Origin of the sequence: Agromyces terreus (assembly GCF_009749465.1) — a bacterium.
Lineage (GTDB): Bacteria > Actinomycetota > Actinomycetes > Actinomycetales > Microbacteriaceae > Agromyces > Agromyces terreus.
Genome location: NZ_WBIS01000005.1, coordinates 13,839 through 39,013 on the forward strand (window position 1 = coordinate 13,839; position 25,175 = coordinate 39,013).

At 73.1% G+C, this 25,175-nt stretch carries 25 protein-coding genes; 11 read left to right on the top strand and 14 right to left on the bottom strand.

What is annotated here, in order from left to right; translation table 11 throughout:
• The first annotated feature begins 38 nt into the window (after positions 1 to 38).
• From GQQ92_RS11270 to GQQ92_RS11285, 4 genes are all read left to right on the top strand, one after another.
• Entirely contained in the window at positions 39 to 773 is a 735-nt protein-coding gene (locus tag GQQ92_RS11270; RefSeq protein WP_156999370.1) for a PspA/IM30 family protein, read from the top strand.
• Between the two features lie 124 nt (positions 774 to 897).
• Entirely contained in the window at positions 898 to 1,773 is an 876-nt protein-coding gene (locus tag GQQ92_RS11275; RefSeq protein WP_156999371.1) for an arginase family protein, read from the top strand.
• Between the two features lie 136 nt (positions 1,774 to 1,909).
• Entirely contained in the window at positions 1,910 to 3,463 is a 1,554-nt protein-coding gene (locus GQQ92_RS11280; protein ID WP_156999372.1) for a dihydrolipoyl dehydrogenase family protein, read from the top strand.
• Positions 3,460 to 3,858 carry a Fe-S oxidoreductase gene (locus GQQ92_RS11285; protein WP_232057657.1) on the top strand — a complete coding sequence of 133 codons (399 nt, stop codon included), beginning with the start codon at positions 3,460 to 3,462 and terminating at the stop codon, positions 3,856 to 3,858. The genes GQQ92_RS11280 and GQQ92_RS11285 overlap by 4 nt, the downstream gene beginning before the upstream one ends.
• 161 nt (positions 3,859 to 4,019) lie before the next feature.
• Here GQQ92_RS11285 and GQQ92_RS11290 read toward each other — a convergent pair whose 3' ends face one another.
• The 6 genes from GQQ92_RS11290 to GQQ92_RS11315 all read right to left on the bottom strand — a co-directional run bounded on the left by GQQ92_RS11290 (position 4,020) and on the right by GQQ92_RS11315 (position 10,643).
• Positions 4,020 to 5,051, bottom strand: a complete 1,032-nt coding sequence (locus tag GQQ92_RS11290) for an iron-siderophore ABC transporter substrate-binding protein (protein ID WP_156999374.1) — start codon at positions 5,049 to 5,051, stop codon at positions 4,020 to 4,022.
• Positions 5,052 to 5,137: 86 nt separating this feature from the next.
• Entirely contained in the window at positions 5,138 to 5,986 is an 849-nt protein-coding gene (locus GQQ92_RS11295) for an ABC transporter ATP-binding protein (protein WP_156999375.1), read from the bottom strand.
• Positions 5,983 to 7,071: a FecCD family ABC transporter permease gene (locus GQQ92_RS11300; protein WP_232057658.1), complete on the bottom strand. Its 1,089-nt coding sequence runs from the start codon at positions 7,069 to 7,071 to the stop codon at positions 5,983 to 5,985. Before GQQ92_RS11300 ends, GQQ92_RS11295 begins: the two co-directional genes overlap by 4 nt.
• Positions 7,071 to 8,189, bottom strand: coding sequence for a FecCD family ABC transporter permease (locus tag GQQ92_RS11305; protein ID WP_308206776.1), 1,119 nt, complete (start codon positions 8,187 to 8,189; stop codon positions 7,071 to 7,073). The genes GQQ92_RS11300 and GQQ92_RS11305 overlap by 1 nt, the downstream gene beginning before the upstream one ends.
• Entirely contained in the window at positions 8,186 to 9,157 is a 972-nt protein-coding gene (locus GQQ92_RS11310) for a siderophore-interacting protein (protein WP_156999376.1), read from the bottom strand. The genes GQQ92_RS11305 and GQQ92_RS11310 overlap by 4 nt, the downstream gene beginning before the upstream one ends.
• A 64-nt stretch (positions 9,158 to 9,221) precedes the next feature.
• Positions 9,222 to 10,643: an amidase gene (locus tag GQQ92_RS11315; RefSeq protein ID WP_156999377.1), complete on the bottom strand. Its 1,422-nt coding sequence runs from the start codon at positions 10,641 to 10,643 to the stop codon at positions 9,222 to 9,224.
• Positions 10,644 to 10,690: 47 nt separating this feature from the next.
• On the opposite strand from GQQ92_RS11315, the gene GQQ92_RS11320 reads away from it, so the two are divergent.
• Positions 10,691 to 11,335 carry a hypothetical protein gene (locus tag GQQ92_RS11320; protein WP_156999378.1) on the top strand — a complete coding sequence of 215 codons (645 nt, stop codon included), beginning with the start codon at positions 10,691 to 10,693 and terminating at the stop codon, positions 11,333 to 11,335.
• A 59-nt stretch (positions 11,336 to 11,394) separates the two neighbouring features.
• Here the strand turns inward: GQQ92_RS11320 and GQQ92_RS11325 are convergent, their stop codons facing one another.
• The 6 genes from GQQ92_RS11325 to GQQ92_RS11350 form a co-directional block, all read right to left on the bottom strand.
• Entirely contained in the window at positions 11,395 to 11,973 is a 579-nt protein-coding gene (locus GQQ92_RS11325; protein ID WP_156999379.1) for a GNAT family N-acetyltransferase, read from the bottom strand.
• Between the two features lie 361 nt (positions 11,974 to 12,334).
• Positions 12,335 to 13,033, bottom strand: a complete 699-nt coding sequence (locus GQQ92_RS11330; protein WP_156999380.1) for a uracil-DNA glycosylase — start codon at positions 13,031 to 13,033, stop codon at positions 12,335 to 12,337.
• A gap of 4 nt (positions 13,034 to 13,037) precedes the next feature.
• Positions 13,038 to 13,751: a Type 1 glutamine amidotransferase-like domain-containing protein gene (locus GQQ92_RS11335; RefSeq protein WP_156999381.1), complete on the bottom strand. Its 714-nt coding sequence runs from the start codon at positions 13,749 to 13,751 to the stop codon at positions 13,038 to 13,040.
• On the bottom strand, positions 13,748 to 14,281 hold the full coding sequence (locus GQQ92_RS11340) for a phosphoribosyltransferase (RefSeq protein WP_156999382.1): 534 nt from the start codon (positions 14,279 to 14,281) through the stop codon (positions 13,748 to 13,750). Before GQQ92_RS11340 ends, GQQ92_RS11335 begins: the two co-directional genes overlap by 4 nt.
• Before the next feature lie 42 nt (positions 14,282 to 14,323).
• The gene (locus tag GQQ92_RS16575; protein WP_197738218.1) at positions 14,324 to 15,103 is read right to left on the bottom strand and encodes a potassium channel family protein; all 780 of its coding nucleotides are present in this window, start codon (positions 15,101 to 15,103) and stop codon (positions 14,324 to 14,326) included.
• Positions 15,104 to 15,105: 2 nt separating this feature from the next.
• Positions 15,106 to 15,894, bottom strand: coding sequence for an SDR family NAD(P)-dependent oxidoreductase (locus GQQ92_RS11350; RefSeq protein ID WP_156999386.1), 789 nt, complete (start codon positions 15,892 to 15,894; stop codon positions 15,106 to 15,108).
• Positions 15,895 to 16,134: 240 nt separating this feature from the next.
• On the opposite strand from GQQ92_RS11350, the gene GQQ92_RS11355 reads away from it, so the two are divergent.
• The 6 genes from GQQ92_RS11355 to GQQ92_RS11380 all read left to right on the top strand — a co-directional run bounded on the left by GQQ92_RS11355 (position 16,135) and on the right by GQQ92_RS11380 (position 23,315).
• The gene (locus GQQ92_RS11355; protein ID WP_156999388.1) at positions 16,135 to 17,298 is read left to right on the top strand and encodes an acyltransferase family protein; all 1,164 of its coding nucleotides are present in this window, start codon (positions 16,135 to 16,137) and stop codon (positions 17,296 to 17,298) included.
• A 102-nt stretch (positions 17,299 to 17,400) separates the two neighbouring features.
• Positions 17,401 to 18,726: a bifunctional o-acetylhomoserine/o-acetylserine sulfhydrylase gene (locus GQQ92_RS11360; RefSeq protein ID WP_156999390.1), complete on the top strand. Its 1,326-nt coding sequence runs from the start codon at positions 17,401 to 17,403 to the stop codon at positions 18,724 to 18,726.
• A gap of 155 nt (positions 18,727 to 18,881) precedes the next feature.
• Complete coding sequence (metX, locus tag GQQ92_RS11365; protein WP_156999392.1) at positions 18,882 to 20,087, top strand: homoserine O-acetyltransferase MetX; 1,206 nt, start codon at positions 18,882 to 18,884, stop codon at positions 20,085 to 20,087.
• A 111-nt stretch (positions 20,088 to 20,198) separates the two neighbouring features.
• On the top strand, positions 20,199 to 21,359 hold the full coding sequence (locus tag GQQ92_RS11370; RefSeq protein WP_156999394.1) for a sensor histidine kinase: 1,161 nt from the start codon (positions 20,199 to 20,201) through the stop codon (positions 21,357 to 21,359).
• Positions 21,356 to 22,672, top strand: coding sequence for a hypothetical protein (locus tag GQQ92_RS11375; protein WP_156999396.1), 1,317 nt, complete (start codon positions 21,356 to 21,358; stop codon positions 22,670 to 22,672). Before GQQ92_RS11370 ends, GQQ92_RS11375 begins: the two co-directional genes overlap by 4 nt.
• Positions 22,665 to 23,315 carry a response regulator transcription factor gene (locus GQQ92_RS11380; RefSeq protein ID WP_156999398.1) on the top strand — a complete coding sequence of 217 codons (651 nt, stop codon included), beginning with the start codon at positions 22,665 to 22,667 and terminating at the stop codon, positions 23,313 to 23,315. The genes GQQ92_RS11375 and GQQ92_RS11380 overlap by 8 nt, the downstream gene beginning before the upstream one ends.
• Positions 23,316 to 23,425: 110 nt before the next feature.
• On the opposite strand, the gene GQQ92_RS11385 is transcribed toward GQQ92_RS11380, so the two are convergent.
• Both GQQ92_RS11385 and GQQ92_RS11390 read right to left on the bottom strand, forming a co-directional pair.
• A complete protein-coding gene (locus GQQ92_RS11385; RefSeq protein WP_156999399.1) occupies positions 23,426 to 24,700 on the bottom strand; it encodes an MFS transporter in 1,275 nt (424 codons plus the stop codon).
• 156 nt (positions 24,701 to 24,856) lie between these two features.
• A complete protein-coding gene (locus GQQ92_RS11390; RefSeq protein WP_156999401.1) occupies positions 24,857 to 25,162 on the bottom strand; it encodes a thiamine-binding protein in 306 nt (101 codons plus the stop codon).
• Positions 25,163 to 25,175 lie beyond the last annotated feature (13 nt).

The window sequence follows — 25,175 nt, forward strand, 5'->3', positions numbered from 1 at the left end:
CGGCGACGCGACCACCGAACCGACGAAAGGAAACCAGCATGACCAAGCAGTCCATCTTCGGGAGGATCTCCACCCTCCTGCGCGCGAACGTCAACGCGCTCATCGACCAGGCCGAAGACCCGCAGAAGATGCTCGACCAGATGGTCCGCGACTTCACGAACAGCATCGCCGACGCCGAGGCCGCCATCGCCGAGACCATCGGCAACCTGCGCCTGCTCGAAGACGACCACCGCGAAGACGTCGAGGCGGCCCGCACCTGGGGCGAGAAGGCCATCGCGGCCAGCCGCAAGGGCGACGAGCTGCGCGCCGCCGGCGACACGGCCGGCGCCGACAAGTTCGACAACCTCGCCAAGGTCGCCCTCGGCCGGCAGATCTCCTCCGAGAACGAGGCGAAGACCGCCGAACCGCAGATCGCGGCCCAGACCCAGGTCGTCGAGCAGCTGAAGTCCGGGCTGAACGGCATGAAGGAGAAGCTGGTCCAGCTGAAGAACAAGCGGTCCGAGCTCGTCGCACGGGCCAAGACCGCCGAGGCGCAGCGTCAGGTGCACGACGCCGTGAAGTCGATCGACATCCTCGACCCCACGAGCGAACTCGGCCGCTTCGAGGAGAAGATCCGGCGCGAGGAGGCCGTCGTGCGCGGTCAGGCCGAACTCGCCGCCTCGAGCCTCGACGCGCAGTTCAACGAGCTCGACGACCTCGGCGAGCTCACCGAGGTCGACGCGCGGCTCGCCGCGCTGAAGTCGGGCGGCTCGCAGGGCGCGATCTCGAGTTGACCTCGAGCTGACCTCGATCCGGTCGCCGAGACCGGACACCGCGACCTCGATCGCACGAGCACCGCACCGCATCCGCGATCGGGTCGGCTGGCACCGGCCGACCCGATCGCGCGATACTTGGCTCATGCCCGCAACCTTCGTCGTCGTCCCGCTCTGGCAGGGTTCGATCTCCTCGCGAGCGATGAGCCTCGCCGACGGCGCCGCCGCGATTCGCGGCGACCTCCCGTCCGCGGCGACCCTGACCGTCGACGTGCCCGCCGAGGCCGGGGAGTCGCTCGGCACCGGCATCCGTCGCTACAGCGCCCTGCGCCGCGTGCGCGAGCGCACCGACGAGATGCTCGAGACCGCGCCGGCGCCCGCCATCATCATCGGCGGCGACTGCGGTGCGGCCTTGGCCGGGGTGGCCCACGCCTCCCGGCACGCGGAGGGCGACCTCGCCGTCCTCTGGCTCGACGCCCATCCCGACCTGAACACCCCCGACTCCTCGCCGTCGGGGGGCTTCGGCGGCATGACCCTCCGCCACATCGCCGGCGAGGGCATCGACGGGCTCGCGCTCTCCCCCGAGACCCGGGTGGCTCCCGAGCGGCTCGTGCTCGGCGGCATCCGCGCCATCGACGCCGAAGAGCACCGCTTCATCGAGGAGCATGGCATCGACGTGCTGACCGTCGACGACCTCGCCGACCCCGAGGTCGTCATCGCCGCGATCGAGTCGACCGGCGCGTCGCGCGTCTTCGTGCACATCGACCTCGACGTGCTCGACCCGTCGGCCATGGGCGGGCTGTCGTATCCGATGCCGTTCGGCGTCCACGCGCCCGTGCTCGTGGACCTCGTGAAGGCCGTGGTCGCCCGCTTCCCGTTGGCCGGCGCCGCGATCGCCGGATTCGCGCCGAGCTCGCCCGAGTCGGCCGACGACGACCTGCCGACGATCCTCCGGCTCGTCGGCGCGCTCGCGGGCGGTGCGGCCGACCGACGCGCGGGCACGGCCGCCGTCGCCGGCTGAGCCCCGGCGCCCGGCGCCTCCTCCGAGGCCGTCCGCCCGTCCGCCCGTCGCCGCCCGCCGTCAAGGGGTGTGCGCGAGGGCGCGCTGTGCCTAGGCTTGGGCCGACGCCCGGTGCGCCGGGCACGAGGGGAGACGCATGCAACGCGAAGTCGACGTGATCGTCCTCGGAGCCGGACCGGTCGGCGAGAACGTGGCCGACCGGGTGCGGTCCGCCGGGCTCGAGGTGGTGATCGTCGAGCACGAGCTCGTCGGCGGCGAGTGCTCGTACTGGGCCTGCGTCCCCTCGAAGGTCCTCCTTCGCAGCGCCGCGGCCCTGCGTGCGGCCGAACGCGTGCCGGGTGCCGCCGAGGCCATCTCGGGCGGGCTCGACGTCGCCGCCGTGCTGCGCCGACGCGACTACTGGGTCTCCGACTGGAGCGACGCCGGCGCGACCGAGTGGCTCGACGGGGCGGGCATCGGGCTCGTGCGCGGCCACGGTCGCCTCGACGGTCCGCGACGGGTCGTCGTCGAACGAGACGACGCCGACCCGGTCACGCTGCTCGCGCGGCACGCGGTGGTCCTCGCCACGGGCTCGGACCCGGTCATCCCGCCCATTCCCGGGCTCGCCGAGTCGGCGCCGTGGACGAGCCGCGAGGCGACGAGCGTGCAACAGGTGCCGGCTCGGCTCGCGATCATCGGCGGCGGGGTCGTCGCCTGCGAGATGGCGACGGTGTACGCCGGGTTCGGCACCGAGGTCACGGTGCTCGCGCGCAGCGGCCTGCTCGGACGCATGGAGCCGTTCGTCGGCGACGCGGTCACCGCAGGTCTGCGCGACCTCGGCGCCACGGTGCGCACCGGCGCCTCTCCCGCGCGCGTCGAGCGCGACACATCCGGCGAGGTGGTGCTGACCCTCGACGACGGCTCGACGGTCACGGCCGACGAGGTGCTCGTCGCCACCGGCCGCAAGCCGCGAACGGATGCCGCGGGGCTCGAGCGCGTCGGGCTCGAACCGGGCGACTGGCTCGACGTCGACGACACGATGCGCGTCGCCGGCGTCGAGGGCGCCGACGACGACCCGTGGTTGTACGCCGCGGGCGACGTGAACCATCGCGCCCTGCTCACCCACCAGGGCAAGTACCAGGCGCGAGCCGTCGGCGACCTGATCGCGGCGCGGGCCACGGGGCATCCGGTCGACACCGAGGCGTGGGGCGCGCATGTCGCGACCGCCGATCACGGCGCCGCGCCCCAGGTCGTGTTCTCGGAGCCCGAGGCCGTGCAGGTCGGGCCGACCGAGGCCGAGGCACGGGCCTCCGGCCGCGAGGTCGGCGTCGCCGAGGTCGCCCTCGAGTCGGCCAGCGGCACCGGCATCCACGCCGATGGCGCCGAAGGACGCGCGAAGCTCGTGATCGACGCATCGCGCGGCACGATCCTCGGCGCCACCTTCGTCGGCCAGGACGTCGGCGAACTGCTGCACGCGGCGACCGTGGCGATCGTCGGCGAGGTGCCGATCGATCGGCTCTGGCACGCGGTGCCGGCGTTCCCGACGATGAGCGAGGTCTGGCTGCGCCTGCTCGAGGCGCTCGGCCGCCCCGGCGATGCCGAGGCATCCGGGGACTCCGAGGCATCCGGGGACCCCGAGGCATCCGGCGACTCCGAGGCATCCGGCGACTCCGACGCATCTGACGACGAGGCATCCGGGGATGTCGCGTGAGCCGGGTCACGATCCGGTTGACCGACTCCCCCATCAGCCGGGCCGGCTACTGGTGGGCCACCTGCGTCGGGTTCGTGTGGGGCTCGCTCTGGAGCACCGGCCGCGTGGAGCGCCGCAACGGGCTCTTCGTGTTCACGGGCATGCCGAAGTGGACGTTCGGGCGCGGCGGGTCCTGCGTGGGCCGGTGCTACCTGACCGCGAGCAACGACTCCGACACGGTGCTCGGCCACGAGGCCGTGCACGAGCAGCAGTGGCGCAAGTACGGCATGCTGCTGCCGGTGCTCTACCTGTTCGCCGGTCGCGACCCGCTGCGGAACCGGTTCGAGATCGAGGCCGGCCTCGAGGCGGGCGGGTACCTCCGCAAGCCCGCCCGGCCCCGATCTGCCCGGCCCTGATCCGCCCTGCCCTGCCCTGCCCCAACGCAATTCAGGATGACGCACGGCGCGTCGGGATCGACATCGGGCAGAACCCGGCGCGACACGCGCGCGAACCTGAATTGCGAGGAGGCTCGGGGCCGGGGCTCGGGGCCGGGGCTCGGGACCGGGCGGGGAGGGCGCTACTCCGCGAGCGCGCCCGCGATGGACTCGATGAGCGCGGGCATTCCGTCGGGCCACGTGAAGCTCAGCGCGGTGGGCGGCGAGACCGAGGAGACCGTGATCGGGTCGTAGACCTGCGCGACGCGGCCGGCGGCCACGGCGGAGATCGCCTGCGTCTCGGGCTTGGTCAGCAGCGTCTCGGCCGCCTCCTTCGAGCTCGAGTAGTTGACGACGAGATCGCTGCCGAGCTTGTCGAGCTGCTCGTAGCTCAGGTCGTAGTAGAAGCCGCCGTCGCTGGAGTCGAGCTCGGCGACGCTCGGGGCGACCTCGAGTCCGAGCTCGGTGAGCACCGCGACGCGCGGGTCGGCGGCCGTGTAGACCGACACGACGCCGTCGCCGTCCCAGATGCCAGCGAAGCTCTTGCCCGCGAACTCGGGGTGCGCGGCGGCCTCGTCGGCGAGGTAGGCGTCGATGTCGTCGAGCACGGCCTCGCCTTCGGCCTCGAGGCCGAGCGCACGGGCGGTGATCTCGATGTTCTCGTCCCATGCCGTGGTCCACGGGGCGTCGGGGTAGGCGACGACGGGCGCGATGTCGCTCAGGGTGTCGTACTGCTCCTCGGTGAGGCCCGAGTACGGCGCGAGGATGAGGTCGGGGGTCGCCTCGATGAACTCCTCGTAGGGCACGCTCGCGCCGCCCTCGTCGTCGTTCAGCACGACGGGGTGCTCGATGCCGGCCTCGTCGTAGGCGCCCTCGACCCAGGGCAGCAGGTTGCCCTCGCCGACGGTCCAGCTCTGCTCGGCCACGGCCACCGGGTAGACGCCGACCGCGATCGCGGCCTCGGTGGAGCCCCAGCCCCAGGTGGCGACGCGCGCGGGAGCGGCCTCGACGACGGTCTCGCCGAAGGCGTGCTCGATCGTGATCGGGAAGCCCTCGCCCACGGCCGCGTCGGGGGCGGCGGAGGGTTCCTCCGAGGTGCCGGATGCGCAGGCGGTCAGGGTCAGGGCGGTGGCGGCGAGGCCGGCCAGGGCGATGAGCGGACGTCGAAGACGCACGGAGAACTCCTCGGTTCAGTGATGGGAATAAGGCAAGGCTAACCTAAGCGCGAGTCGGGGGCGAAACGCGCGCGGTCACGGACGCGTCACGATCCGTCGGCTGCGTCCAGCGCGGCGGTGTGGAAGCGGCCGACCGGCACGATCATCGGCGACCCGGCGACCGGATCGGGGATGACGGATGCCTCGAGCGCGAACGCGCTCCGCACGGTCTCGGGGGTGAGCACGTCGGACGGCCGCCCCTCGGCGATGACCGCCCCCGCCGACATCACCACGAGGTGATCGGCGTACCTGGCGGCCAGGTTCAACTCGTGCAGCACCATGACGACGGTCGTGCCGCGCTCCCGGTTGAGCTCGGTGAGCAGGTCCAGCAGCTCGAGCTGATGCGTGACGTCGAGGTAGGTCGTGGGCTCGTCGAGGAGCACGATGTCGGTCTGCTGCGCGAGCACCATGGCGATCCACACCCGCTGCCGCTGGCCGCCCGAGAGCTCCTCGAGGCGGCGGTCGGCGAGATCCGCGATGCCGGTCGCCGCGAGCGCCTCGGCGACGAAGCGGTCGTCGTCGCTGGAGTGGCGTCCGAACCAGCCCTGATGCGGGTAGCGCCCCCGGCCAACGAGCTCCGCGACCCGCACGCCGTCTGGCGCGATCGAGGACTGCGGCAGCACGCCGACGCGACGCGCGAGGTCGCGACGCGGCATTTCGGCGACGTCGACGCCGTCGAGCACGACCCGCCCGCCCTCGAGGGGATGCAGGCGCGCGAACCCGCGCAGCAGGGTCGACTTGCCGCACGCGTTCGGCCCGACGACGGCCGTGATGCGCCCGGTCGGGATCACGAGGTCGAGTCCGTCGATCACGCGTCGTCCGTCGTACCCGAGGCTGACGCCCTCGGCGGCGAGGCCGACCGGGGCCGACGAGGGGGCGGTTGCGTCAGGGCTCATGCGACGGCCTTCCTTCCGCTGCCGCGCCGCTCGGTGCGGGCGAGCAGCCACAACAGGTACGGGGCGCCGATGAGCCCGGTGACGATGCCGACCGGCGCGGTGAACTGGGGCAGGGCGAACTGCCCGATCACGTCGGAGCCGAGGGTCAGCACGGCGCCCGTCATGACCGAGGCCGTGAGCGCGGCGCTGCCGTCGTCGACGAGCCGCCGCGCGATGGCCGGGGCGATGAGCGCGACGAACGCGATGGGCCCGGCGACGGAGGTCGCGACCGCGATGAGCAGCACGGCGACCAGGAGCAGGATGCCGCGGCGCAGGCTCGAGCGGACGCCGAGCGAGGTCGCGTGGTCGTCGCCGAGCGCGAGCACCGGGAGCCCCCGCGAGACCAGGGCGACGAGGAGGCATCCGATCGTCACGCCGATCATGAGCAGCGCGAGCGCGTCGCCGCGCACGTCGGCGACGCTGCCGACGGTCCAGAGCAGGGCCGCCTGCGCCTGCCGGACCTCGGCGCGGGCGAGCAGCCAGGCGATGAGCGAGCCGCAGACGTAGGCGAGCCCGACGCCGACGAGCACGAAGCGGATGCCGTGCAGTCCCTGCCGCCAGGCCGTCGCCCAGATGACGGCCGCGACCGCGATGCCGCCCGCGAGGGCGAAGCCCGACACCACGGCGCCCGCGAGGCCGAGGCCGAGGATCGCCCAGACGGCGCCGAGGCTCGCGCCGGCCGAGACGCCGAGGATGTCGGGGCTCGCGAGCGGATTGCGGAGCACGGCCTGGAAGACCGCTCCCGCGAGGCCGAACGCCGCCCCGACGAACAGCGCGGCGAGGATGCGCGGCAGCCGGAGCGTGAAGACGACGAGGTTCTCGGTTCGGTCGCCCTGCCCGAACAGGGTCGCGAGCACCCGATCGGGCGTGAGGCTCGCGGCGCCCGACGAGAGGGCGATCACGGCGAAGACGGCCGCGACCACGGTGCCGATGCCCAGGGTCAGCGCGAGGCGCATGCGGTTGCGGCGGCGCACCGCGGCGACGCCCGCCCGCACGTCGGCGAGGTCCGCGGCGGGTCGCGTCGTGGCATCCGTCGTCATCGCCATCACAGACCCGCCACGTTCCTGCTGCGCGCGATCGCGATGAGCACCGGAGCACCGAGGAAGGCGGCGACGACCCCCGCCTCGAGTTCGGAGTTCGGCACGATGAGGCGGCCGATGACGTCGGCGGCGAGCAGCATGACGGGGCCGAGCAGCAGCGCGGTCGGCATGATCCAGCGGTAGTCGCTGCCCACGAGCCGGCGCGCCGCGTGCGGGACCACGAGGCCGACGAGCGCGATCGGCCCGGCGAGGGCGGTCGCGGTGCCGCAGAGGAGCACGAGCGCCAGGCCCGCGACGGCGCGCGTGGTGCCGACGCGCTGTCCGAGCGAATTCGCCACGTCGTCGCCGAGGGCGATCAGGTTCAGCCGGTTCGCGAGCACGAAGGCGATGACCGCGCCCAGGAGGATGAACGGCCAGAGCACCGCGGCGACCTCGAGGCCGCGACCGGTGAGCGAGCCGACGGCCCAGAACCGGTACTGGTTGAAGGCGTCGACGTCGCGGAGGAGCACGAGCGCGATGAGCGGCGTGATGAACGCGGTCACCGCGGCGCCCACGAGGGCGAGGCGGACGGGCTGGCCGCGCCCGATGGAGAAGACGACGGCGGCCGCCGCCGCGGCGCCGCCGAACGCGAACCAGATGTACTCGAGCGGCGCGCTCACCCCGAGGAAGGAGATCGCGAGCACGACCGCGAGCGAGGCGCCCGAGTTCAGCCCGAGCAGGCCCGGGTCGGCGATGGGGTTGCGGGTGACGCCCTGGATGAGGGTGCCCGCGAGCCCGAGCGCCACCCCCGCGAGCAGGCCGATGACCGTGCGGGGCACGCGCAGCTGCCAGACGACGTTGTGGTCGGCGTTCGCGGCGTCGGGGCCGATGACGGCCTGCCAGACCACGGCCGGGTCGATGGACCGCACGCCGAAGGCGAGGCTCGCGGCCACGATCGCGAGCAGCGCGAGCGTGCAGGCGGCCAGCACGGCGAGCGCGCGGGCGGTGCCGACGCGCCGCGGGCGGCGGCGTGCGCCGTCGCGCCCACCCGACCGACCGGTGCCGCCGGAGCTCCGGCCCGCTGCGGGCGCCTCCGGCACGAGCGAACCGGCCGTGCGGCCCGTCGCGGAATGCGGGACGCTCACTCGAGTTCGGCTCGTCCGCGGCGCCAGTAGCCCATGAACGCGACCTGTCGCCGGTCGAGACCGGCCTCGCGCACCAGGAAGCGTCGGAGCCCGGTGATGACGGATGCCTCGCCCGCGAGCCAGGCGTAGCACGCGCCGTCGAGGCTCTGGCCCTCCGGCACGTCCCACAGCGCGGTGTCGGGCAGATCGGCGCGCTCGGCCTCGGCGAGCGCCGCGGCGGCCGCGTCGCCGCCCGCCCGGCTCACGCCGAGATCGGCGAGGTGGCGCACGACCCAGTCGCGCACGGCCGGCGCGAGGAGTTCGCCGTGGGCCGCGGACACCGCGTCGTGGTCGGCCCCCCTGGCCAGCCACGTCACCCGGATGCCGGCCGGGGCGCGCACCTCGAGGCGGTCGCCGGCCGTCGGGACCTCGAGGAAGGCCGCCCCCGAGGCATCCGCCGGGAGGGACTCGAGGATCGCGCAGATGGCGGGCACCGCGGTCTCGTCGCCCGCGAGGAGGAGCGTGTCGACCTCGCCCGGACGCCAGTCGATGCCGGTGGCTCGGGCGGGGCCGAACTCGTCGGGGCCGATGATGACGATCTCGTCGCCGGGGCGTGCGCGCGAGGCCCACGCCGAGGCGGGGCCGCCGTCGCCGTGCCCGGCGAAGACGACGTCGACCTCGCGCGCGTCGGGCCGGACGGCGCGCACCGTGTAGGTGCGGAACGGGTTGCGGCGCTCGCCCGGCAGCTCGCGCCACATCGGGTACCACTGCTCGCCGTCGGGGAACGAGGCGAAGCCGTCGGACTCGAGCGGCAGCACGATCTTCACGCGCTGGTCGAGGCCGGCGGTGCCGAAGTCGGCGAGGTCGTCGCCCGTGAAGGTGATGCTCGTGAACGTGGGCGAGAGCCGTTCGACGCGAGCGACCTCGACGCGGAAGTTGCGGTACGCGGGGCGCACCCTGGGCGCAACGCCGGCAGTTGAGGTAAGCATTACCTAAGTCTGACATACGGGCGCGGGCGGCCCGAATCAGCGCGTCGCGCGGTCGACCCGCAGGTCACCAGACGGGCGGATGCCTCGGCTCGCGCCGCAACCGCCGCTCGAGGTGCGCCGCGATCGAGAAGAGCGTCGCCTCCCCGCCCGGACGCCCGATGAGCTGCACCCCCATGGGGGCGCCGTCGGCGGTGAACTCCACGGGCACGGTCACGGCGGGCAGCCCCGACACGTTGACGAACGAGGTGAACGGCGTGTACTGCACCTGCTGCGCGAAATTGCGCTCGCCGTCGTCGGCGTCGTACCAGCCGACCGGCCGAGGCGTCATCGCCAGGGCGGGCGAGAGCACGGCGTCGTACGGCGCGAACCTCGCGATGACGCGACGCTCGTACTCGGCGAGCCAGGAGAGCGACTCGGCGAGCTGCCGCGCGGGCAGTGCCCGCCCGCGCTCGAGGAGCCACTGCGTGAGGGGCTCGAGCAGCGCGAGCCGCTCCCCCTCGACCGGGATCGAGGCCGCACCGGCCTGCCAGATCGTGCGGAACGCGGGCGCGTAGCCGGGCTCGGGCGCCGGCGGGATCAGCTCGATCCCGTGACGGCCCGCGTCGAGCACCGCGACGGCGCGGTCGAGCGCCGACCGCGCCTCGGGCGCGACGACGATGTCGTACGCGTCGTCCCACGGCGAATCGCCCAGCACGCCGATCTGGAAGCGCCCCTCCCCGCGGATCGCGGCGCCGAGGTACGGCCCGTCGTCGCCGGGCGCCCGCACCGAGGAGCGATGCCGCGCGGGATACCCGGTCGGTGCGATGAGCCCGTCGAGCAGGAGCGCCGCATCGGCGACGGTGCGCCCGATCGCGCCGACCACGCCGAGCCCGGCGAGGCTCGCGAGCCCCGATCCGCTCGGCACGCGGCCGCGCGACGGCTTCACGCCCACGAGCCCGCACGCCGCGGCCGGGATGCGGATCGATCCGCCGCCGTCGGAGCCCGGGGCGAAGGGCAGCATGCCCGACGCGACGGCCGCCGCCGCGCCCCCGCTCGAGCCGCCAGCGCCGAGCGTCGGATCCCACGGGTTGCGCGTCGGACGCCCGACGAGCGCCTCGGTGTACGAGGGCAGGCCGAACTCGGGGGTCGCGGTCTTGCCGAGGCTCACCGCGCCGGCATCGTCGACGGCCTGCACGGTCTCGTCGGAGGCATCCGGCACGAAGCCCGAGAACGCACGCGACCCGAAGGCCGTCGGCACCCCGGCCCGCGGATGCAGATCCTTGTCGCCGAGCGGCATGCCCCACAGCGGGGCCGGTCTCGGCACCTCGGCCGCCACCGCCGCGGCCCGTTCGAGCGCCCGCTCGGGCGTCACCGTCGCGAAGGCGCCGAGCTCGGGATCGAGGCGCTCGATGCGCGCCAGGTAGTGCGCCGCGACCTCGACCGGCGACACCTCCCCGCGCTGCAGCAGCTGGTGCAGTTCGAGGGCCGTGTGCTCGTGCAGTTCCACGGCTCGAGCCTACGGCTCCTGCGGCGCCCGACGGATAGCATGACCCCGTGCGCAGGAATCCGGTGGTGGCCCACGTCATCGACTCGATCACGCGGCATCCGCTCGTCTGGGGTGTGGCGTGGAGCCTCGTGTTCGGCGCCGCACTCCTCGTCGCGGTGTCACTCGACTGGCACGGACTGATCGACTGGCTCCTGATCGGCCTGCTCGTGCTGCCGTCGACGTTCGCGACCGTGCTCGTGCTCGCCGCGACCCCACGGTCGCACTTCGAGGAGATGAGCTCGGTGTTCTCGCACTTCTTCGTGCGATATCTCGCGCTCGTGTTCGGACTGGCCGCGTGGGGCCTGTCGGTGGTCGTCGGGGCCGCGATCTCGCAGTCGATCCAGCTCGCGGCCGAGCAGCGCGAAGACGAGATCATCGGCATCGGCCTCGACCTCATGCTCGTCGTCGTACCGGTCGTGGCCGCGGTGCTCTGGGCGGCGTTCGTGCTTCGCTGCGCGTGGTTCCTCGTGAGGGTGCGCGGTTGGGCCGAGGTGCCGAAGGGCGACCGCGTGCCGGCGAGCCTGTTCGAGGCCCGGCCGGCCGTGCGCCGCATCGTGATCGGGCTCGCGCATCCCGCGCTCTTCGCGGCGACGGGCCTCGTCGTGGCGCTCGCGGGTCCGCCAGCTGCCGGCACGCTCGAGATCACCTTCTGACGACTCGCCGGTTCACCGGCCTCATCGGATGCCGGCGCAGCTGCCGCGGACCCGCCGCCCTACTTCAGCGTCTTCTGCAAGAGCACGGTGCCGAGCCAGCGGTCGAACTTGAAGCCGACCCGCCCCATGCGGCCGATCTCGACGAAGCCGAACTTCTCGTGCAGGGCGATCGAGGCCTCGGCGCCCTGGTCGGCGACCACCGCGATGATCTCCTTCAGGCCCGCCGCCTTCGACCGGTCGATGAGCTCGGCGAGCAGCGCGCGCCCGAGCCCCTTGCCGGACGCCGCGGGGCCCAGGTAGATCGAGTTCTCGACGGTGAAGCGGTAGGCGCGCTTCTGCTTCCAGGGCGAGACCAGCGCGTACCCGAGCAGCTGCCCCGACGGCGCCTCGGCGACGAGGAAGGGCATGCCCAGCTTGTGGAGGTACGCGAACTTCGCCTTCCACTCGCGGAGGGTCATCGCGTCCTCGTCGAAGGTGACGGTCGAGTTCGCGACGTAGTAGTTGTAGATCTCGCGCACGGCCGGCAGATCGGCCGGGACCGCGTCTCGCAGCCGGTAGGCGAACGGCGCCTCGGCCGGCGGTGCCTTGCGCAGGTGCGGCGGCAGTGTGCGACGCTGCTGGTATTCCTCCTCGAGCATGGCGACCACCTTACGCCGGGCGTGTTGCGAGCGGATGTCGCGGGCGAGCGGATGCCGCGGGCGAGCGGATGCCGCGGGTGTCAGGCCGAGCCGACGCCGGGCATGACCCGCCCCGGCCCCCTCGAGGCCGTCGCCAGCACGAGTTGCAGGAGGATTCCGGCGACACGCCGCTCGGCCCGCCCGCACGGTCGGCGTGTCGGTCGTTCTTCCTGCAGTTGGTCGAAGCGATGGTCTCGAGACGCTGCGCTCCTCGACCGACGAGGTCTCGAGACGCTGCGCTCCTCGACCGACGAGGTCTCGAGACGCTGCGCTCCTCGACCGACGAGGGCCCGCTGCGCCCTCGACCGACGAGATCGCTCCGCTACTCGACCGCCGGCGGGAGCGACCAGTCCACGGGCTCCCCGCCCTGCGCGACGAGGAGTTCGTTCGCCCGGCTGAACGGGCGGGATCCGAAGAAGCCGCGCCGCGCGGACAGCGGGCTCGGATGCGCGGACTCGATGACGGGGGTGGCGCCGAGCAGCGGCTTCAGCTGCTGCGCATCGCGCCCCCAGAGCACCGCCACGAGCGGCGTGCCGCGCGCGGCGAGCGTGCGGATCGCGTGGTCGGTCACCCGCTCCCAGCCCCTGCCTCGATGGGAGCCGGCATCGCCCGGTTCGACGGTGAGCACGCGGTTCAGGAGCATGACGCCGTTGCCGGTCCACGCCGAGAGGTCGCCGTGCACGGGCGGCACGACGTCGAGGTCGGCGGCGAGCTCCGCGTAGATGTTGCCGAGGCTGCGCGGCAGTGGGCGCACGTGGCCCTCGACCGCGAAGGACAGGCCGATCGGATGCCCCGGAGTCGGGTACGGGTCCTGGCCGACGATGAGCACCCGCACGCCGTCGAGGGGCGCGGCGAACGCACGGAGCACCCGATCGCCGGCGGGCAGGTAGCCGCGCCCGGCGGCGGTCTCGGCGCGGAGGAACTCTCCGAGCGCGGCGATGTCGCCGGCCACGGGCTGCAACGCCGCCGCCCAGCCCGGATCGAGGAGTCCGTCGGCGGCGAGCTCGTCGAGCGTCTTCACCCGGTCAGGCTCCGAGCGTGGAGACGAGGACGCCGCCGTCCGTGGAGAGCACGCGCCAGACGCTGCCGGAGCCGACGACCCGCAGCCCGCCTTCGCCGACGATGAGCGCCGTGCGCTCGTCGATGCCGAGGGCGCTCTCGATGAGTCCGGACTCGACGGCCGCGACGAGGCGGGAGAGGGTCCCGCGCTGGGCGACGTGCGCGTCGACCGCGACGTCGACGAGTCCGATGCCGCCCTCGACGACGAGCTCGGCCGGATCTTCGGGGTCTTCGGGGGCGACCGTCACGTCGTCGATGCGCGAGCCGCCGCCGAGCGACCCCTCGGCGGCGATCATCGCGCCCGCCGAGATGCCGAGGTACGGCACGCCCGACGCCACCTGGCGCCGCAGTTCGCCGAACACCGGTTCGAGGCCGGCGCGCACCTCTTCGACGACGCCCCCGCCCACGGCGATGCCGTCGACGTCGGCCACGGCCGTCGGCTCGACGACGTCGCCGCCGACGGCGGCCGTCACGACGGCGTCGAACGACCCGGCAGTGGAGAGCACCTCGACCAACTCGGGCGCGCGCGAGGCGCTCTCGGGATGCAGCGAGATCACCGCGATGCGCGGAAGCGCCCGCCCGGCCGCCCGACCGCGGGCGGCCGCCTCGGCGAAAAACGGGGCGTACAGCGGGGCATCCGCGGGGCTCAGCGCACCGCCGCCGACGAGGTGCACGCTCATGCGACCGACCCCTCGGCCGCGGCGACCTGCACGGGCGGCAGCGCCGACCACGGGAACACGATCCAGTCGTCGGTACGGCGGTAGTCGAAGTCGGGCTCGAGCACCGTGTGCGACTTCGTGTAGAGCGTCGCGCTGCGCACCTCGGCGCCCGCATCGCCCAGGATGGCGACGACCTTCGCCAACGTGCGACCGGAGTCGGACACGTCGTCGACGAGCAGCACGCGCTTGCCGTCGAGCGCCGGGGCATCGAGCATCGGCGGGTGCAGGATCGGCTCGGGCAGGCGCTCGTCGATGCCGGAGTAGAACTCGACGTTGATCGAGCCGCACGCCTTCGTTCCGAGCGCGTAGGCGATGGCCCCCGCGAAGAGGAGTCCGCCGCGGGCGATCGCGATCACGACATCGGGCCGGAACCCGGTGGCGAGCACGTCGGCCGCAACGCTGCGCGAGGCCTCCGCGAAGTCGTCCCAGGTCAGGATCTCGCGCCGGACGCCGTCATCTGCCGGGCCGCCGTCATTCGCATCGAAGCTCATGCGACAAGGGTAGTCGCCGCGCTCCCGCCGGTGCGCGGCCGCTCAGGCGGGGCGACCTCGATCGCCGGATGCATCGGCTCCGCCCTCCGCTGTTCCGTCCGCCGTGTCGGGAGCGTCGTCGACGACGGCGTGCGCGATGTCGAGCGCGGCGGATCCGCCGTGCCGTTCGCGTGTTTGGCTGACGCGTTCGCCGATGTACGAGATCACCGTGGCCGACGCGGTGCCGACGATGACGATGCCGCCCGCCATCAGCAGGACCGCGTAGACGCGCCCCCCGGTGGTGACGGGGTACATGTCGCCGTAGCCGACGGTCGCGATGGTCACGACCGCCCACCAGATCGCGTCGCCGAAGGAGGTGATCGTGGCGCCGGAGGCGTCGCGCTCGGCCTGCAGCGTGGCCAGGGCGATGAAGTACACGAACACGACCGCGTACGTCGTCGCGTAGATGATGATGTTCGCGCGCACCGCGGATCCGCTCCGCCGCTGCAGGTACGGCACGTTGCGCAACAGCGCGAGCACGCGGAAGGCCCGGAAGACGGGCAACGCCGCCGAGAGCACGTCGATCGGATGCGTGCGGATGAACGCCCATCGGCCGCCGCGAGGGGTGAGCGCGATGCGCACGACCACGTCGGCCACGAACACGAGCCAGGCGACCATGAGCGAGACGAACAGCGCCGATCCGGGCCCGCGCGGAATCCACGGGGCGAGCACGTAGACCGTGTAGGCGACGATGAAGACGACGCCGAGCAGCACGAGCGGCACGGTCGTGACCCGCTCCCACGCGTCACGACGCGGAGCGGGCCTCGAGGGCGCGGCGGCCACGTTCAGTCGCCGTCCGGAGTGCGCACGGCCAGCGCGCCCTTGGCCACGAGGTGCGGCGCCGACTGGGCGACGGGCTTCACGACGACGAGGTCGAGGTCGACGTGGCGGGGCTTCGTCACCGCGTCGACGATGACCTCGGCGACGTCCTCGGCGACGAGCGGCTCGGGCACGTCGTCGTACACCGCATCGGCACGCGCCCGGTCGCCGCCGAACCGCACGAGCGCGAACTCCTCGGTCTTCACCATTCCGGGCGCGACCTCGATGACGCGGAGCGGCTCGCCGCTGAGCTCGAGGCGCAGCACCGCGGTGAGCGCGTGCGCGGCGAACTTCGCGGCGTTGTAGCCGCCGCCGCCGACGTAGGCGGTGTGCCCGGCGATCGAGGTGACGTTCACGACGTCGCCCACGCCGCGTTCGGTCGCGCCGCGCCGGATCAGGGGCAGCAGCGCCGAGGTCACGCGCTTCAGCGCGAGCACGTTGACCTCGAACATCCACGCCCAGTCCTCGACCGACGAGGCCTCGACGCTCTCGAGCCCCTTCGCGCCGCCCGCGTTGTTCACGAGCGCGTGCACCGGGCCGGTGGCCTCGACGTGATCGCGCAGGGCGTCGACGTCGGACTGCACCGTCAGGTCGGCGACGAAGACGGATGCCCCGGTCTCCTCGGCGAGCTCCCGCAGGCGGTCCTCGCGGCGGGCCACGCCGAGCACCTCCCATCCGGCGGCACGGAAGGCGCGCACCGTGGCGGCTCCGATGCCCGAACTCGCACCGGTCACGACAACACGGAAAACACTCATGGGCCCCATTCTGCCGTGCGCCGGCCCGGTGGGGTCGAAGGGGCGGGGGCAACCCGCCGGTCGGGGGCGACGAAGGAGCGGATCGGGACGCGATCTCGAGACGCGCCGCGGGCGGCGCTCCTCGATCGGCGAACACGCCGCGGGCGGCGCTCCTCGATCGGCGAACACGCCGCGGGCGGCGCTCCTCGATCGGCGAGCGCCCGCGGTGCGGCATCCGCCCGACTGCGGTTGAATGGTGGGATGCAACACACCGCGACGCCGAGGCACGCGACGCGGCGAAGGGTTCCGCTCTGGGACAACGCCCGCTGGATCGCGATCACGCTCGTCGTCATCGGCCACGGCATCCTCCCCCTCATCGCGGAGTCCGACAGCGCCTACAGCGTCTACCTGTTCATCTACTCGTTCCACGTCGCCGTGTTCGTCACGGTGAGCGGCTACTTCGCGAAGTCGGGGCCGCCGAACGCGAAGGCGCTGCGGCAGATCCTGACCGACATCGTCTTCCCGTACTTCATCTTCGAGACGATCTGGACCGTCATCAAGTGGCTGCTCGGCAGCGACGTTCCGCTCGACTACACGACGGCGTCGTGGACCCTCTGGTTCCTCATCGCGCTCGCCGTCTGGCGCATCGTGCTGCCGTATCTCGTGCTGCTGCGGTATCCGCTGCTCATCGCGATCGCGGTCTCGATCGCCGCGGGCTACACCGAGTCCATCGACTCGACCCTCGCGCTCACGCGCACGTTCGGCATGCTGCCGTTCTTCGTCTTCGGCTGGAAGCTGCGGCAGTGGCAGATCACCGACCGCTGGCTCGCCCTCGGGTCGGCCGTCGCCTGGCGCTGGCGGGCCGGCGCCATCGTGCTGCTCGGCACCGTGCTCGCGATCATGCCCGCCACCATCGAGACGCTCCGCGACCTGAAGCTGCGCCGCTTCATGCTCTACGACGAGTCGTACGAGGCGATCGGCTACGACGAGCCGTGGTCGGGCGCCATCCGCCTCGTCCTGCTCCTGCTCGCCATGCTGCTCGCCGTCGCGTTCCTCGTGCTCATGCCGCGCGGGCGGCACTGGTTCACGTCCTTCGGCGGCGCGACGATGTACATCTACCTCCTGCACTCCTTCGTGCTCTACCCGTTCCGCGAGACCGCCGTGCTCGAGGGCGACCAGCCGTTCTGGGTGCTCCCGGCGATGATGGCGTTCTGCGTGGGCATCTCGATCGTGCTCTCGCTGAAACCGGTGCGACGGGTGTTCCGGCCGCTCGTGCAGCCGCGGGCCAGATGGCTGTTCCGCCCCGAGCCCGCGACGGCCACCGGCACGATCGTGCTGCCGATGCTGCCGGGCGACGCTCCCCCGCCGGGCGACGCGCCGCCGCCGCAGGTGCCGCCGCCGGGCGGGGCCCCTCGGCAGCCGTGACGCCGTGACGCCGTGTGTCGGCCGTCGTTGCCCCGCCGTCGCGACGTACGTAGCGTGGCCTGATCGCGGCGAGCCCGCGCCACGATCCGAGAAGGAGAGCACATGAGCGAGAACTCCGCCGACTGGCGCTTCGAGACGAAGCAGGTGCATTCCGGCGCAGCGCCCGACCCGGTCACGCACGCCCGCGCCACGCCGATCTACCAGACCACCTCGTACGTGTTCGACAACGCCCAGCACGCGCAGAACCTGTTCGCGCTCGCCGAGTTCGGCAACATCTACACCCGCATCCAGAACCCGACGCAGGCCGTCGTCGAAGAGCGCATCGCCGCGCTCGAGGGCGGCAGCGGCGCGCTGCTCGTCGCATCCGGCCAGTCGGCCTCGACCTTCGCGGTGCTGAACATCGCGCAGGCGGGCGACCACATCGTCTCCTCCTCGTCGATCTACGGCGGCACGTACAACCTCTTCAAGTACACGCTCGCCAAGCTCGGCATCGAGACCACCTTCGTCGAGAACCAGGACGACGCCGACGAGTGGCGCCGCGCGGTGCGTCCGAACACGAAGCTCTTCTTCGCCGAGACGATCGGCAACCCGAAGATCAACGTGCTCGACATCCGCCTCGTCGCCGACGTCGCCCACGAGTCGGGCGTGCCGCTCATCGTCGACAACACGATCGCGACGCCGTACCTCATCCGCCCGTTCGAGCACGGCGCCGACATCATCGTGCACTCGGCGACGAAGTTCCTCGGCGGCCACGGCACCGTCATCGGCGGCGTCATCGTCGACGGCGGCGCGTTCGAGTGGTCGAAGCACGTCGACCGGTTCCCCGGCCTCACCGAGCCCGACCCCTCGTACCACGGCGCCAGCTACACCGCCGCGGTGGGCGACTCGCTCGCGTACGTCATCAAGGCCCGCGTGCAGCTGCTGCGCGACCTCGGCGCCTCCATCGCCCCGGCGAGCGCGTGGCAGCTGATCCAGGGCATCGAGACCCTGTCGCTGCGCATCGAACGCCACGTGCAGAACGCGCAGGAGATCGCGGAGTGGCTCGACGGCCACCCCGACGTCGCGAGCGTCAACTACTCGGGCCTGCCCTCGAGCCCGTGGTACGCGGCGGCCAACCGCTACGCGCCGAAGGGCGTCGGCGCGGTGCTCTCGTTCGAGCTCAAGGGCGGCGTCGACGCCGGTCGCGCGCTCGTCGATAGCCTGTCGCTGTTCTCGCACCTCGCGAACATCGGCGACGTGCGCTCGCTCGTGATCCACCCGGCGTCGACGACGCACTCGCAGCTCACCCCCGAGCAGCAGCTCACGACCGGCGTCACGCCGGGCCTCGTGCGGCTCTCGGTCGGCATCGAGAACGTCGACGACCTCAAGGCCGACCTCGAGGCGGGCTTCGCCGCGGCGCGGGTCGCGACGGCGGCCGCGCGCCTCTGACGCGAGCGACGACGAACGGCGGATGCCGCGGGCTGCACGGGCCCGCGGCATCCGCCGTTCTCGTGGGAGCCGCTCCGCCTCGCCGTGCCGTCGACGCGTCTGCCCGCCGCCGTAACAATCCCGCGGGAGCATCCGGCGTCCGGGAGAATCGAGGCATGGACTGGCAGACGATGACCGATGCGGTGCCGGCGGCGATCGTGCCCGAGGCGGGCGCGCTCGCGCTCGCGGCCCGCGCGCCGGTCACGGGGGCCTGGCGCGAGGGCGACCCGGTCGGCGATCGCCGTTTCGTCGCCGTCGGCGACCTGCCGCTCGAGTCCGGGCGCACCCTGCCCGGCGCGCGCATCGCGTACGAGTCCTGGGGCGAGCTCTCGCCCGCGCGCGACAACGCCGTGCTCGTGCTGCACGCCCTCACCGGCGACAGCCACGTCCTCGGCCCCGCGGGCCCGGGGCACGCGAGCGCGGGCTGGTGGCCGGGCGTCGTCGGCCCGGGCCTCGCGATCGACACCGACCGCTGGTTCGTGGTCGCCCCCAACGTGCTGGGCGGCTGCCAGGGCTCGACCGGCCCGGCCTCGTTCGCGCCCCACGGGTCCGAGTGGGGCTCGCGGTTCCCGTTCCTCACGATCCGCGACCAGGTGAACGCGCAGATCGCGTTCGCCCGCGAGCTCGGCATCGAGCGCTTCGCGGCCGTCGTGGGCGGCTCGATGGGCGCGATGCACGTGCTCGAGTGGGCCGTCATGGCGCCCGACGCGGTCGAGCGCATCGCGGTGCTCGCCGCGCCGCCCGCGACCACCGCCGACCAGATCGCCCTGAACTCGGTGCAGATCGAGGCGGTGCGCTCCGACCCCGCGTTCCGCGACGGCGACTTCTACGACGCGCCAGACGGCGACGGGCCGACGAGGGGTCTGTCGCTCGCCCGGCGCATGGCGATGCTGAACTACCGCACCTCGGCCGAGCTCAACGCGCGGTTCGAGCGCGGCTGGCAGAGCGAGATCGACCCGCTCGGCGGCGGCGGTCGCTTCGCCGTCGAGTCCTACCTCGACTTCCACGGCAACAAGTTCACCCGCCGGTTCGACGCCAACAGCTACCTCGTGCTCACCGAGGCGATGAACTCGCACGACCTCGCGCGCGGCCGCGGCACCGTGGCCGGCGCGCTCGCGCGCGTCACGGCGAAGAGCCTCGTCCTCGGCATCGACAGCGACCGGTACTTCCCGCTCGCGGGCCAGGTCGAGCTCGCCGCGGCGCTCCCGAACAGCGTGCACGGCACCGACCCCGTCGTCGTGCGCTCGGAGTACGGACACGACGCCTTCCTCATCGAGCACGAGGTCGTCGGTGCCGCCCTCGCCGCCCTGCTCGCCGCATGACGGGCGCTCTGGAGTAATCTTCGAGAGCAACGGCGCCGTCGCCGCACGCACGTGCGCGGCGCCCGCACGGATCCCACCGATCCGGCCTGACGAGCACGAGACGAGGGCGACGTGAAGCGCATCCACAAGGAACGCGATCGGTTGCTGCGGCGTCTCGCCCGCACGACCGCGATCGTCGGTTCCGTCGGAGCGTTCGCGTGCCTTCTCGTGCCCGGCACGACGGCCGGCTCCGAGCTCGCGGTCGCCACGGCCCTGTCGATCGGCATCGCCGCGCTCGCCGTGGTGCACACCGTGCGCGGCTCGCTCGCGGCGGCGATCGTCCTGGTCGCGGCATCCGTCGTCCTCGTGTTCGTGCTCGGCTCGGCGAGCGTGCTCGACCCCGGCGCGAGCACCGCGCTCGCCGTCACCGGCGGCGTGACGAGCGCGTCGGTCGCGCCCACGCTCGTCGTGCGCCCGCGGGGCCCGGTGCTCGTGGGCACGCTCGCCGCCGTGGTGCTCGTCGGCGAATGGGCCGCGGCGCTCTGGTTCGGGCACGACCTGCTCGCCGTCGCCGTCGTGACGGCGGTCGGATGGGCCGTGCTCGCCGTGCTGGCCGGATGGCTCGACAACGGCGTCGGCGTGGCCGCGGCGCGCATCGCGGAGGTGGGCCGCGCGCATGAGGCCGAGCGGCTCGCGAGCGAGCTCGAGGCGCAGCAGCGGCAAGACGCCAGGGTGCTGCACGACACGGTGCTCGCGACCCTCTCCCTCCTCGCGCACTCGGGGGTGGGCGTCGGGGCCGGGGCCCTCCGAGACCAGGCGGGCGACGACGCGCGCCTGCTCCGTCAGCTCCGTCTCGGGGTCCCCCTCGACGGCGGCTCGAACGCGATCTTCTCCCCCGGGTCCGACGACGACCTGCTGAGCACGACGTTCGAGTCCGTGCGGCAGCGGTTCGCGCGCATGGGCCTCGACGTCAGCTGGCACGGCGCGGCGCAGCTCGCCCTGCCGCGCGAGCATCTCGACGCCCTCGTCGGGGCGCTGGGCGAGTGCCTCGAGAACGTGCGGCGCCACTCCGGCGTCTTCGAGGCCGACGTCACCATCACCGACGACGAGCACACGGTGCGCGCCATGGTGACCGACGCGGGCGACGGCTTCGAGCCCGCCGGCATCGACCCCGCGCGTCTCGGCTTCGCGGAGTCGGTGGTCGGGCGCCTGCAGGCGGTCGGCGGGCGGGCGAGGGTGTTCTCCTCGCCCGGCTCGGGCACGACGGTCATGCTGGAGGTGCCGAAGGCATGAGCGCATCGTCACGGGGCGTCGGGCGCGGCCACGACAGCACGACGCCCATCATCGAGCATTCGTTCCTCCGCCCGAGCCGCTCGGCCCGCGCGGCCAGCGACATCCGTTCGAGCCACGGCGGCCGTCGGCCGGCGATCGGCGCGACCATCGCCGGCGGGCTGATCGTCATCGCCCACCTGCTGCACGCGGTGGCGATGACGCCGTACTTCCCGCCCGGCCTGGGCCCCTGGCCGGCGTGGATCGCCCTCGCCTCGATCATCGCGGTCGGCGTCGCCGCGCGCCTCGTGCTGGGCGGACTGCCCGGCTGGCTCTACGTGATGCTGCTCGCCGCGCTCGTGCTGCCCGTGTGGCTCGACGTGCAGGCCACGATCGGCACGCTCGCCCTCGGGCTCACGCCCACCGCCGCTCCCGCGATCGGCGCCGTCCTCATGCCGGTGGCCACGATCCGACCCATCCGCGTGTCGCTCGGCATCGCGAGCGCCATCGGCGTCGTGCTCGCCGTCGAGGCCCTCGCGCAGCTCGGCACGGCGGGCGCCGCCGTGGTGCCGGCGGTCGCGATCGCGGCGGCCACCGTGCTGCCGATGGTGCTCACGAAGGTGCTGCTCGAGGGGTTCAGCCGTCTCGTGCGGCACGAGCTCGACCTCTCGCTCGTGCAGAGCACGGTGGGCACGGCGAGGTCCGCGGTCGGCATGCGCGCGTCGGAGGAACTCGCCCAGCTCGACTTCGACGCCGAGACCCTCCTCGAGGACGTCAGCGCCGGACGCATCGGCCTCCCGCTGCCGCCCGCCGACGCGGAACGCGCGGGCGACCTCGCGGCGAGGCTGCGCGTCCGGCTCATCGAGGGGCGCAACGACACGTGGCTCCGGCACGCCGTCGCCGAGTCGAAGTACCTCAGCGGGCGCGTCGTCGTCGACGACCCCACCGGTCTCGCCGGGCCGCTCTCCCCCGCGCAGCGCGAGGGGCTCCTGCTCGCGCTGTGGCTCCTCGTCGCCGACCCGGCGAAGCCGTCGGCGGCCCCCGCCTCGGTCGTGATCGTCTGCCGCGAGCACGACGACGAGCACGAGCCGGCGATCCACGACCTCGCGGCGGGCCCCGACGCGGCCACGATCGACATCGCGATCCAGGTCGACGGCGTCACTCACCGCCGCGTCGACCCCTCGACGTGGGAGGCAGTCGCTAGTGTCGGAGTGCACCAGGTGATCACGACCGCAGTAGGCTTCCGCATCGAGATCGTCTGCCGCCTCGAACCTGAGGCGCACGCACCAGGCCAACGCCAGTCCGGCCACCCGATGGAGGAGAAGTCGAATGGTTGACACCGAGAGTCCGATCAGGCTCGCCATCGTCGACGATCACCGCATGCTGCTGGGCGCACTGTCCGAGTGGCTGCGAGGCAGCGCGTCCGACATCGACCTCGTGGCCGCCGTGCCGTCGTGGTCGGAGCTGCTCGCGCATCCCGAGTTCCCGGTCGACGTGGTGCTGCTCGACCTCGACCTGCGCGACAACATCCCCGTCTCGCTCAAGCTGTCGATGCTGAAGTCGGCGGGCGTGCAGACCATGCTCATGAGCACCTACTCCGAGCCCGCGGTCGTGCGCGAGGCGCTCGGGTCCGGTGCGCTCGGCTACCTCGTCAAGTCCGAGCCGGTCGAGAACATCGTCGAGGCGATCCGGGCGGCGCGGCTCGGCGAGACCTACCTCACGCCCGAGCTCGAGGTGGCGCTCGCCGCCGAGGGCGAGGTGCCCAAGCTCTCCGCGCAGGAGCGCCGTGTGATGGCGCTCTACGGCGCGGGGCAGCCGGTGAAGGCGGTCGCGTTCCAGCTCGGCATCTCCGAGGAGACCGCGAAGAGCTACCTCAAGCGCATCCGCGAGAAGTACCGGCTCTCGGGCTTCGACGTCGGCACGAAGGTGGCCCTGCGCAAGCGGGCGATCCTCGACGGCATCCTGCTGCAGTCCGACTGAGCCCGGCGGGGCGCATCCGGGGGCGATCCCTGAGCCGCGCTGCGAACCGAGGGCGGATGCCGCGGAGCAGCGCTCACCGCGAACCGAGACGGCTGCCGGGGCGCGGCCCCTCAGGCGTCGACGACCTCGACCGCGCCCGTCGCGTAGGGCACGACGACGCCGCGCCGGCCGCGCGAGCGATCGAGGGCGAACGAGGCGAGGGCGAGCACGGCGCCCATGATCGTCAGCGCGAAGCCGATCCAGATCGGCGCGACGTAGCCGAGGCCGGCCGCGATGGCCATGCCGCCGAACAGCGCGCCGAGGCTGTTGCCGATGTTCAGCGCCGAGTGGTTCAGGGCTGCGGCGATCGACTGGCTGTCTCGGGCGACGTCCATGAGCCTCGCCTGGATCGTCGGCGAGAGCGCGGCCGAGGAGCCGCCGATGAGGAACACGCCCGTGAAGAGGCCGACGGGGCTCGTGGCGGTGAAGCCGAGCACGAGAAGCGAGATCGCGAGCACGGCGAAGAACAGGTACATGCTGCGCCGGACGCTCCAGTCGGCGAGGCGCCCGCCGACGAGGTTGCCGAGCGTCATGCCGATGCCGAAGGCGACGAGCACGATCGGGACGAGCGACGCGGGCAGCCCGGTGACCTCCACCGCGAGCGGGGCGACGTAGGTGTACACGGCGAAGAGGCCGCCGAACCCGATCGCGCCGATGCCGAGGGCGAACCAGACCTGCGACCGGCGGAAGGCGCCGAGCTCGCGCCGGATCGTGGCTCCGGGGTCGCCGGGCTGGTAGGGCACGGCGATGGCGACGGCGACGAAGGTCAGCGCGAAGATGCCGGCCACGGCGAGGTAGGCGGTGCGCCAGCCGGCGGCCTGCCCGAGCCAGGTGATGGCGGGCACGCCGATGACGTTGGCGATGGTCAGGCCCGAGAGCACGAGGGCGACGCCGCGGGCGCGCTTGCCCGGGCCCATGAGGCTCGCGGCGACGAGCGAGGCGATGCCGAAGTAGGCGCCGTGCGGCAGGGCCGAGACGAATCGGGCGACGAGCACGAGGCCGAAGGTGGGCAGCACGGCCGAGGCGATCGTGCCGAGCGTGAACGCCGTGAGCAGCACGAGGAGCAGTCGCTTGCGGGGCCACTTCGCGGCGGCGGCGGCGATCGTCGGGGCGCCGACGACGACGCCGAGGGCGTAGGCCGAGATGACCCATCCGGCCTGGGCGTTCGCGTCGTCGGGCGAGGTCGCCGCGAGGTCGGGCAGCAGGTTGCCGGCGATCTCGGGCAGCAGGCCCATGGCGACGAACTCGGTGGAGCCGATGCCGAAGCCGCCGAGCGCGAGGGCGAGCAGGGCGAAGCGGATGCGGGCCGGCGAGAGGGCCGCCCGGCCGCCGTCGAAGTCGGTCATCCGTCGATTCTCGCACAGGAATCGAATCGATTCGATGCCGGCGGCGGATCCGTCGATGCCGCCTCGAGGACGCGGCCAGGGTGCCGAGGCGTCCGCCCCGCGGCATCCGGCCCCTCAGACCCCCGTCAAGGCCCCGTCAGACCCGTCGGACTCGCGTCAGGCGCGCTCGATCGCGGACTCGAGCCGTTCGACCTTGCCCTCGAGCTCGCCCGTGAAACCGGGGCGGATGTCGGCCTTCAGCACGAGCGAGACCCGCGACCCGTACTCGCCGACGGCCTCGGTGGCGCGGCGCACGACGTCGAAGACCTCGTCCCACTCCCCCTCGACGGTCGTGAACATCGAGTCGGTGCGGTTCGCGAGCCCCGACTCCCGCACGATCTTCACGGCGGCGGCGACCGCGTCGTGCACGGAGCCGTCGGTGCGCCCAGTGCCGCTCGGCGCGACCGAGAATGCGACCAGCATGATTCCTCCTCGC